Raw genomic sequence first — 9,994 nt, 5'->3', positions numbered from 1 at the left:
CCCTGCCGCTCCTCGATCGACTGGCAGGTGCGCATGGCGGGCGCCAGCCGTCGCTCCAGAAACGAACCGAGGGTTTCGTGGCCGGGAACCGGGGTTTCGTCGAGTGTCTTGATGCGCTCGCGGACGATGCCGTCATAGGCGCGGCTGGCGCCGAAACGGTAAAGGCTGAGCGCGGCATTCGCCTCCAGTTCGGCTGCCAGACGGGTAATTTCGGCCAGCATCTCGTCCGATTCCTCGCGGGCATGTGCCTTCATCCGCTGCGTGACCGCTGTCAGCCCGTCCTCGATGCGGCGGATCTCCGGCGACAGGGTCTGGGCGAGCGGCAGGCCGAGCATGGCCGTGGTGCGATAGGTCTCGATGTCGAGCAGACGCTGGACGACGGCGCCGCGGCCGGCTTCCGTCATGCCGCGATCAATGACGAGGATCTGGGTGAGACCATTGCCATCCTGACGGAAGTCAGTGAGCACCGCCGCCTGTCCGTTCTTCAATTCGCTGTAGCAGAGGCTGGTCGGATCGAAAGCCGCTCGAGCTTCGGCAATGTCGGGGCCATCAGGCCGCAGTTCCAGCCGGATGCCTGAGATCAGTGGCCCCGGCGCCACGAAGCCATCGCCGAAGGGGTGGATCGGCACGTCGCCGCCAAAACTTTCCGGCAGCGGCCCATCCCAGAACCAGGTGGAGAATTCGGTGTGGCGCTCCCAGCGCAACGTGCCCTGCCCCCAGGCCAGAGCGTGATGGCGAACCTGCTTGTCCGGGGGTGCGACGCCTCTTGCACGCGAAAGCTCGGCGATCGCTGCATGATGCACGGCCGAACCGCCATCCATCATGAAGGCCAGCTGGAAGATCACCCGGCTCGACTTGACCAGCGCATAGGGCCGAGCATGAATCTCACCAAGCGCAAGCGCCCGTTCCGGTGCGGATGGAAATGCGAAATCACCCTTGGCCAAGCAGCGGTCCCCCTTGCTTCGTGGCTTGAAGCTAACAGCCCTCTCGCATCCGGGCAAAGGCACAATTGCCACAGGGAACAACCGCGCGGGGACTGTCACCTTCGCGCCACGGCGACTGGGCAAGTTAATTGACCAATCAGCCACGTGGCTGTTAACTCGGCGCAATGGGAGGCGGCCGTGACAGACAGCGACGACAGACTTTTTTCCGGTATCAGCCATAGCCGTACCGCCGACGAGGTGGTGCAGCAGATCGAGCTTCTGATCCTTGACGGGGTGTTGCGCGATGGCGACCGATTGCCGGGCGAGCGCGATTTGGCGCAATCGCTTGACGTGTCGCGGCCCATCCTGCGCGAAGCCTTGAAGGCGCTTGAGGGACGCGGGCTTCTGGTCAGCCATCATGGCGGCGGCACCTTCGTTGCCGATATCATCGGGCAGGTTTTTTCCAAGCCGATCATCGACCTCATTTCGCGCCATGCCCGAGCCACGCGTGACTATCTCGAATACCGACGCGAACTGGAAGGTCTGACGGCGGAACTGGCAGCCCAACGCGCCACCGACACCGACAAGGCGCTGCTATCGCGGATCGTCGAGGACATGCGCCGCGCCCATGCTACTGCGCATCCGAACGAGGAACTCGCCGCCGACGTGGAATTCCACAACACAGTCGGCGAGGCAGCGCACAATATCGTTCTGCTGCACACGATGCGGGCCTGTTACCGGCTGCTGTCGGAGGGCATCTTCTTCAATCGCAAGGCCGTCTTTTCTCTGCCCAATGCCCGCGAACAGCTGCTGGCACAGCATGTGGCGATCCATGACGCGATTGTTGCCGGCGATCCGGCAGCGGCCAAGACGGCAGCGCAGGCACATATCGATTTCGTCATGGCGGCCGTGGATGAGAGCGCCCGCGCCGACGAATGGGGCCGCGTCTCGAAGCTTCGCCTGCTGCGTCGGGATGCAGGCCAGACGCTGGCGAAAGGCGGCCGGGGCGGTAGCACGGCCAAAACGGACGAAAGCTCCTGATTGTCAGGAGCGCAGGAATGACCGCCTCTGCTTGAGATTTGAGCCCATCCAGTTTGCGCGACCTGGCCGCATTTGAAGTGTCTTGTCGCGTGAGACCGGAACTTTTGTGCCGTATGAGCGTTGTTTCCCGCTTCATACGAACAAATTTTCTGAGTGGGGATAATGGCAATTCAACCCGATCTGCAGGAAACGCCGCGTATAGCGCTCGTCTCCACCCATGGCTATGTGGCCGCGCACCCACCTCTGGGCGCTGCCGATACAGGCGGACAGGTGGTCTATGTGCTGGAGCTTGCCAAAAAGCTCGCACAGCTTGGCCATAAGGTGGATATCTTTACCCGGCGCTTCGAGGACCAGCCGGAGATCGACGAGGTCGACGAGAATGTCCGGGTTGTGCGCATCCCCTGTGGTGGTCGTGACTTCATCCCGAAGGAATATCTCTACCGCTCTCTCCCCGAATGGAATGAAAAGGCGCTGCGCTGGATCAAGCGTGAGGGCCTCACCTATCTCTTCATCAACAGCCACTACTGGGATGCCGGCGTTGCCGGCCAGAGACTGTCGGAAGAACTTCGGGTGCCGCATATCCACACGCCCCATTCGCTGGGGCTCTGGAAGAAGCGGCAGATGGAGACCGACTATCCGGAGCGGGCCGACAAGTTCGAGGCGGAGTTCAATTTCAAGGAGCGCATTCAGCACGAGCTGATCGTCTATCGCAGCTGCCAGCTGGTGATCGCGACCACGCCAATCCAGCTCGACATGCTGACAGCGGATTATGGTCTGCCGCGCAATCGCGTGCACATGATCCCGCCGGGCTATGACGACAACCGCTTCTTCCCCGTGTCTGACGCGTCGCGCCAGATGATCCGCCAGCGCCTGGGCTTTGACGGGCGGACGGTCCTGGCGCTGGGACGGCTGGCCACCAACAAGGGTTACGACCTGCTGATCGATGGCTTCAAGGTTCTTGCGGATCGCGTGCCCGATGCGCGGCTTCGTCTTGCCGTTGGCGGCGAGACGATGGATGCGCAGGAAGAGGGTATTCTCGCCCAGCTGAAGCAGCAGGTGGAGGATCTCGGCATTGCCGACAAGGTGGACTTCTCCGGCTTCATCGCGGATGAGGATCTGCCCGACATGTACCGGGCCGCCGACCTCTTCGTGCTGTCCAGCCGCTACGAGCCCTTCGGCATGACGGCTATCGAGGCCATGGCGAGCGGAACGCCGACCATTGTGACCATCCATGGCGGCCTGTTCCGGTCCGTGAGCTACGGACGCCATGCGTTGTTTGCCGATCCCTTCGACAAATATGATCTCGGCATCACCATGATGAAACCGCTGAACCATCCGCGACTTTATGGCAGACTGTCCCGCATGGGCGCGCACAAGGCTCGCAGCCTGTTCACCTGGACCGGCATTGCGCAGCAGCTTGTGGCTCTGGTCGAGGGCCGACCGGTGGCGCAGGCGCTCGAAGAAAGCGATTGGGCGGAACCATGGAACGATGGCGATTGAAACCGATCCGGCTCTTTTCCTCCGATCTCGACGGCACACTTGCCGGTGATCGCCAAGGCAGCGAGGCCTTTGCGCGGTTCTGGGCAGATCTGCCCGCAGAGCGACGGCCGCTCCTCGTCTATAATAGCGGCCGGCTGATCGAGGACATCCTCGCCTTCACGGCCGAAGAAGGTTTGCCTGAGGCAGACTTCGTCATCGGCGGCGTCGGCACCATGCTGCATTCGGCGGCGGAACCGGAGATCGGTACGCATTATGCCCGCGCGCTCGGCCATGGATTTGACGTCGACCTGATCGAGGCAGATCTCCTTGGGATGCAGCAGATCTCCCGCCAGCCTGCGCAGTATCAGCATGCGTTGAAATCGAGTTGGTATCTACACAATGCCAAGGCCGAGGACATTATGGGCCTGGAACAGCGGTTGAGGCGTGCTGGGCATCCCGTCCGCATTGTCTATTCCAGCAATCGCGATCTCGATGTCATCCCGGATCTCGCAGACAAGGGCCGCGCGCTTGCCTGGCTTTGCCAACGGCTCGGGGTCGGGCTCGACGAAGTGGTGGTGGCGGGGGATACCGGCAATGACCTGGCCATGTTTACGCTGGACGGTGTCCGAGGCATCCTGCCCGGCAATGCTCTTGCAGAACTCTCCAGCCTCGCACAGGTCAACACCCGCATCGTGCAGACAGACGGCCATTCGGCGCACGGCGTGCTGACCGGCCTGATGCAATTTGGCATCGGTGGATACGACTAACGTCACAGACCATGCCCTATGACGAACTTGCGCCATATCGTGTCGCAATAGAAATCCGTATGAACTGGGGCACCGCTGATAGGCTCTGGTAAACCATAAATGATGATGGAAAAGGCAACCTTCGGTTTGCTTTTTCTATCGTTCATAAACTGAATCTAATATAGAATCCGAATCGAGGTGAACACGTCTTGGGAATCATTGGTCGCATCACATCCGATCTCAGGCTCATGCTGCAGCGGCCGCCGCGGCAGCAATTTGCCGCGATCTGCTACCGCCGCCACAAAAAGACTGGCGAGCTTGAAGTGTTGCTGATCACCAGCCGCGATACCGGTCGCTGGGTGATTCCGAAGGGCTGGCACATGGCAGGCAAGCAGCCCCACGCCATCGCCGAGCGCGAGGCCTTCGAAGAGGCCGGCATTCTCGGCAAGGCGACACGCGACCCCATCGGCAGCTACTCCTATTTGAAGAAGCTGAAAAACGGGCTGAAGGTGCCGACCCGTGCGCAGGTTCATGCGCTTGAAGTCAAGAGCGTAGCCAAGGATTTCCCGGAAAAGGGAACGCGCCGTTTCGAATGGGTTGCCTGCCGCGAGGCAGCGCGGCGAGTGGAAGAGCCGGAGCTGCAGGTCCTGTTTCTCGCCTTCGAAAAGCTGCTGGAGGCCATTGCAGCCGACACCCCTAAAAAGTCCGGAAAAGCAGCCTGAAACAGCAAATGTCACCAAAGTGACATATTGAAGCCACGTCGATTTGCAGATACCGCTACTGCAGATATCTCACGCTTCGGTGCCGTTTTCCCATGTTGTGGCACCCTGCTTCGATGATCGTGCCGCAACGTCAATTTCACAGACACAGAGTAGACTGCTCGGAATGGGAGACCGGTCTGCGGTTTCTTCCGGGAGCCTAGCCTCATGGGCAAATCGACGCCTAAGCTTCTCAAGCCAACACTGGACAAGGATCTGGACAAGATCACCCAGGTTGAGGAGGCGTCGCAGCATGTCTGGCGCGGTGTCGCACCCTTCGGACTGGCTCTCATTTTCCTGATTTTGGCAGCGGTCGTTGCGGCAGGTGCTGCCATGGATCGCTCGGGCGCGACCATCGTGGTGGCTGCGGCGACTGTTGCCGCCTATATGGCGATGAATATCGGCGCCAACGATGTGACCAACAATGTCGGGCCCGCCGTCGGAGCCCGGGTCATCCGTATGGGGACCGCCCTTGCCATGGCCGTTGTCTTCGAGATCGCGGGCGCCATGATCGCCGGTGACAAGGTCGTATCGACAATTTCGGAAGGCATCCTCAGCCCTGGAATGGCGCCCTCGCGGGACGTCTTCATCTGGGCCATGATGGCCGCCCTGCTCTCCGCAGGCGTCTGGGTCAACTTCGCCACCTGGATCAACGCGCCGGTGTCGACCACCCATTCGATCGTCGGTGGCGTGCTGGGCGCGGGGGTCGCTGCGGTCGGTGCTTCAGCGCTGAACTGGGGCATGGTCGCAGCCATCACCGCAAGCTGGGTGATTTCGCCGCTTCTGGGGGGTGTGATCGCTGCCCTGGTGCTCGCCTTCGTCAAGGAATTCATCATCTACCGCGAGGACAAGATCGCTGCGGCCCGGCGCTGGGTTCCGGTCCTCATCGCCATCATGACCGGCACGTTCATCAGCTATCTGGCGCTTGAAGGCTTCAGTCAGTTCCTCTCGATCGGCGTCGCCACCGCCATTGGGGTTGGGCTGGTCTGCGGTTTCCTTGCATGGCTTTTGGTGAAGCCGCTGGTTTGGCGACAGGCTGCCGGACTCGAAAACCGCAACCAGTCGCTGCGCAAGCTCTTCCGGCTGCCACTGATTTTCGCGGCCGCGCTCCTCTCCTTTGCGCATGGCGCAAACGACGTTGCCAATGCGATCGGCCCGCTCACTGCCATTGTTGAAGCCACGCGCCCGGACGGCATGACCGGCAGCGGCACGCCACAGCTCTGGGTTCTTCTGATCGGGGCTTTCGGCATTTCTGTCGGGATCCTTTTGTTCGGTCCACGGCTGATCCGCATCGTCGGCGAGGAGATCACCAAGCTCAACCCGATGCGGGCGTTTTGCGTATCCCTCTCGACCGCAACGACCGTGATCCTGGCATCGGCGCTCGGCCTGCCGGTGAGTTCGACCCATATCGCTGTGGGAGCCGTGTTCGGCGTCGGCTTCTTCCGCGAATGGTACACGCGCCACTCGAAACGCCGGGTGGAATATATGCGAGCAAAGGCGGAGCGCTTTGAGGCGGAACCGAAGCCCGAGCGCAATCCCGAGGAGTTGCGTCGCCGCTACCTCGTCCGCCGTTCGCATTTCATGACGATTGTGGCTGCCTGGGTCATCACGGTTCCAACGTCCGCCGCTCTTGCAGCGGTTCTATATTTGGTTATGTCTCACCTCGTTCCCTGACAGTGGAGACAGGACATATATGCGCGCGAACTACCGGATGCAGCGGCTTCATGTGGAGGCAGATCTTTCCAGCCAGCAGGGATTCGAAGCGACGAGCGAGCAGTTCAACTATCTCGCCAATGTGCTCCGCCTCGAGGATGGCGCCGAAATCCTGGTGTTCAACGGCCGTGATGGCGAATGGCGTGCCACGCTTCGCTTTCCCACCCGCAAACGCATCCTGATTACCCCCGCCGAAGAGACCCGGCCGCAACCGGCCGACAGCGATCTCCACTTCCTCTTTGCCCCTCTCAAGGTCGGCCGCATGGACTATCTCGTGCAGAAGGCCGTGGAAATGGGTGCCGGCGTGCTGCAACCGGTCATGACCCAGCATGTGCAGGGCAAGATCGGCAGCGTTGAGCGCCTTCAGGCCAATGCCGTCGAGGCGGCCGAACAATGCGGCATCCTTGCGATCCCCCAAGTGCGTGAGCCGCTCAAGCTCAAGGACCTTCTAGAACGCTGGCCTGCGGACCGCCGCATCATCTATTGCGACGAGGACAGTGCCACGCAAAATCCGCTCCCTGCCCTACAGAGCATAAGAGAGCGGTCTCTTGCCCTGTTGGTAGGTCCTGAAGGCGGATTTTCCGAGGAAGAACGCCAGTTGCTGCGAGGGCTCGCCTTCGTGACAGCCATACCACTGGGGCCCCGTATCCTCAGGGCCGACACGGCAGCTGTCGCAGCACTTGCCGTCGTCCAGGCAGCAATCGGCGACTGGAACTGAGCCCCTGCGATCACAGCCACGGAAGCTTCAGATTTTTCCAGCCGTGCTTGAGAGAATTTCACTTGCACGGCATATGAAACCGGTCCAATCAACCCGATAGTCGGGCCTCACGCTGAGGCCCTGCATGCCGATTGGCGACGCCCAACAAGGTTTATTTCATGGCCCGTGACACGACCGACCAGACACCTCTCGGCACACTCGATGACATGGCTGCCTATCTGGCGGCCGGCTCAAAGCCGAAGGAGGCCTTCCGGATCGGCACCGAGCACGAGAAGTTCGCGTTCTTCCGCGCCGACAACAGCCCCGTGCCCTATTTCGGCGACGCCAGCATTTCGGCCCTGCTCAAGGGCATGCAGGCCAAGCTCGGCTGGGAGCCGATCATGGACGGCGAGAACATCATCGGCCTTGGTGAGCAATCCGGCATGGGCGCCATCTCGATCGAGCCCGGCGGCCAGTTCGAGCTTTCGGGCGCGCCGCTCGAGACGCTGCACGAGACCTGCCGGGAATCCAACCAGCACCTCGCCGTTCTCAGGGAGATCGCCGAGCCGATGGGCATCCGCTTCCTCGGCCTGGGCGGCAGTCCGAAATGGTCGCTGGCCGAGACGCCGCGCATGCCGAAATCCCGCTACGACATCATGGCGCGCTACATGCCGAAGGTCGGCAGCCAGGGCCTCGACATGATGTACCGGACCTGCACAATTCAGGTAAACCTCGACTTTTCCTCGGAAGCGGATATGCGCAACAAGATGCGCGTCTCGATGAAGCTGCAGTCGGTGGCCACCGCCCTCTTCGCTGCCTCGCCGTTTACCGAAGGCAAGCCGAACGGGCTTCTGTCCTGGCGCGGCAACATCTGGCGCGATACTGACAACCAGCGTGCCGGCATCCTGCCCTTTACCTTCTCGAAGGATTTCGGGTTTGGTGACTATGTCCGTTGGGCGATCGATGCGCCGATGTATTTCGTCGTACGTGACGGCCGCTACCACGACTGTACCCACATCACCTTCCGCCAGTTCATGGATGGCGCGTTGAAGGGCGAGATTGCCGATTGGGAACCGCAGCTCGGCGACTGGACCAACCACCTCTCCACCCTGTTCCCAGAAGTGCGCCTCAAGCGCTTCCTCGAAATGCGGGGTGCCGATGGTGGCCCCTGGCGGCGGATCTGCGCGCTCCCGGCTTTCTGGGTCGGGCTTCTTTACGACGATGCAGCACTGGCTGCAGCCGATGCGTTGACCGCCGACTGGACCGTCGAGGACGTCATTGCCATGCGTGACAGCGTGCCGTCGCAGGGGCTGAAGGCCAGCGTTGCCGGCCGGCCGCTTCTCGATGTCTGCCGCGAGGTGGTGGCGATCTCCCGGCAGGGCCTGCAGGCTCGGGCGCGGCTCAATACCGAAGGCAATGACGAGAGCGTCTTCCTCAACCCGCTGGACGAAGTTCTGGCCAAGCGTGCCACGCTCGCCGACGATCTGCTGATGCTCTATCACGGCCGCTGGAACGGTTCGGTGGAGCCCGCTTTCGACGAGTATCAGTACTAAGCGATAGCGCTTTTTGCCCCATACAAAGGCTCGGCGATGAAACCGGCAAAAACCGGTTTGCGCCGGGCTTTTTGCGATTATAGTGCTGATTCAGCTGCACGCATTCGGGGAGAAAAGTCCATGCTGCCATTGTTCGACATGATGCTCCAGGCGCAGAACGGCAAGGCGATGGATGCCATGGCGCGGCAGTTCGGCCTGGCCCAGGAGCAGACAGCCAAGGCCATCGCCGCGCTGACGCCCGCGTTTGCCTCCGGCTTCAAGCGCAACGCCGCCAATCCTTACGATTTCTCGACGCTATTGCAGGCCATGTCGTCTGCCAATTATGCGCGCTACTTCGAAGACATGAGCGCTGCCTTCACCCCGCAGGGGGTCGCCGATGGCAATCAGGTGCTGCAGCAGATCTTCGGCTCCAAGGAGGTCTCGCGCGCGATCGCGGCACAGGCAGCTCAGCTGACTGGGATCGGCCAGGACATTCTCAAGCAGATGATGCCGGCCATGGCCGATACAATCATGGGCGGGTTGTTCAAACAGACCACCGGGCAATTCTCCGGCGCCAATGCCTTTGCCGGACACCCGATGGCCGCGATGATGCAGCAATGGCTCGAAAATACCGGCCTTCAGCCGAAGCCGCAGCCTGCCACCATGTTCGACAATCCGTTTACCCGGGCCTTCCAGGAGATGATGGGTGGCGCGGCGACCAAGCCGGAGCCGCAGGCGCCTGCCAATCCCTTCCTCGACAACCCCTTCACCAAGGCCTTCCAGGACATTGCGGCTGCTTATTCCGCCCAGATGAACGGTCAGCCGGCCGAGGCCCCGAAGCCGCAGGCAGAAGCGCCAAAGGCGGCGGAGAAGGAAGCGCAGGAAAGTTTCTCGGCGATGATCAACACGCTGTTCGACAGCGGGCTTGAAGTGCAGAAGAACTATCAGAAGAGCATGGAGCAGATCTTCGACACCTACCGTGCCGCGACACAGAGCGACGGTTCCGCCAGTGCAGCGGATGAAGGACCGAAGGCCAAGGCCTGAGCACTTCTACAGACAAAAACAAAACGGCGCGGGTAACCGCGCCGTTTGCCGTTTCAGGAAC

General features: G+C 61.4%; 9 protein-coding genes. 8 read left to right on the top strand and 1 reads right to left on the bottom strand.

The window, feature by feature from the left end; translation table 11 throughout:
- Positions 1-944, bottom strand: a 944-nt coding sequence (locus IP76_RS13645) for a DUF3422 family protein (RefSeq protein ID WP_054158779.1), incomplete at its 3' end; no start/stop codon positions are given.
- Between the two features lie 177 nt (positions 945-1,121).
- On the opposite strand from IP76_RS13645, the gene IP76_RS13640 reads away from it, so the two are divergent.
- The 8 genes from IP76_RS13640 to IP76_RS13605 all read left to right on the top strand — a co-directional run bounded on the left by IP76_RS13640 (position 1,122) and on the right by IP76_RS13605 (position 9,933).
- Entirely contained in the window at positions 1,122-1,964 is an 843-nt protein-coding gene (locus IP76_RS13640) for a FadR/GntR family transcriptional regulator (protein WP_082352536.1), read from the top strand.
- Positions 1,965-2,126: 162 nt separating this feature from the next.
- The gene (locus tag IP76_RS13635) at positions 2,127-3,464 is read left to right on the top strand and encodes a glycosyltransferase family 1 protein (RefSeq protein WP_054158777.1); all 1,338 of its coding nucleotides are present in this window, start codon (positions 2,127-2,129) and stop codon (positions 3,462-3,464) included.
- On the top strand, positions 3,446-4,210 hold the full coding sequence (locus IP76_RS13630) for an HAD-IIB family hydrolase (RefSeq protein WP_082352535.1): 765 nt from the start codon (positions 3,446-3,448) through the stop codon (positions 4,208-4,210). The genes IP76_RS13635 and IP76_RS13630 overlap by 19 nt, the downstream gene beginning before the upstream one ends.
- 188 nt (positions 4,211-4,398) lie before the next feature.
- Complete coding sequence (locus IP76_RS13625) at positions 4,399-4,911, top strand: NUDIX hydrolase (RefSeq protein WP_197278344.1); 513 nt, start codon at positions 4,399-4,401, stop codon at positions 4,909-4,911.
- Positions 4,912-5,115: 204 nt separating this feature from the next.
- The gene (locus tag IP76_RS13620) at positions 5,116-6,621 is read left to right on the top strand and encodes an inorganic phosphate transporter (protein WP_054158775.1); all 1,506 of its coding nucleotides are present in this window, start codon (positions 5,116-5,118) and stop codon (positions 6,619-6,621) included.
- Between the two features lie 19 nt (positions 6,622-6,640).
- Positions 6,641-7,378, top strand: coding sequence for a 16S rRNA (uracil(1498)-N(3))-methyltransferase (locus tag IP76_RS13615; RefSeq protein ID WP_054158774.1), 738 nt, complete (start codon positions 6,641-6,643; stop codon positions 7,376-7,378).
- 158 nt (positions 7,379-7,536) lie between these two features.
- Complete coding sequence (locus tag IP76_RS13610; protein WP_054158785.1) at positions 7,537-8,910, top strand: glutamate--cysteine ligase; 1,374 nt, start codon at positions 7,537-7,539, stop codon at positions 8,908-8,910.
- Between the two features lie 120 nt (positions 8,911-9,030).
- Positions 9,031-9,933, top strand: a complete 903-nt coding sequence (locus IP76_RS13605; protein WP_054158773.1) for a DUF937 domain-containing protein — start codon at positions 9,031-9,033, stop codon at positions 9,931-9,933.
- Positions 9,934-9,994: the final 61 nt, after the last annotated feature.

This window comes from Rhizobium sp. AAP43, assembly GCF_001296045.1.
In the GTDB taxonomy this organism is placed as follows: domain Bacteria; phylum Pseudomonadota; class Alphaproteobacteria; order Rhizobiales; family Rhizobiaceae; genus Allorhizobium.
The sequence above is the reverse complement of the archived record's forward strand: the minus strand, read 5'-3'. Positions and strand labels throughout refer to the sequence as shown.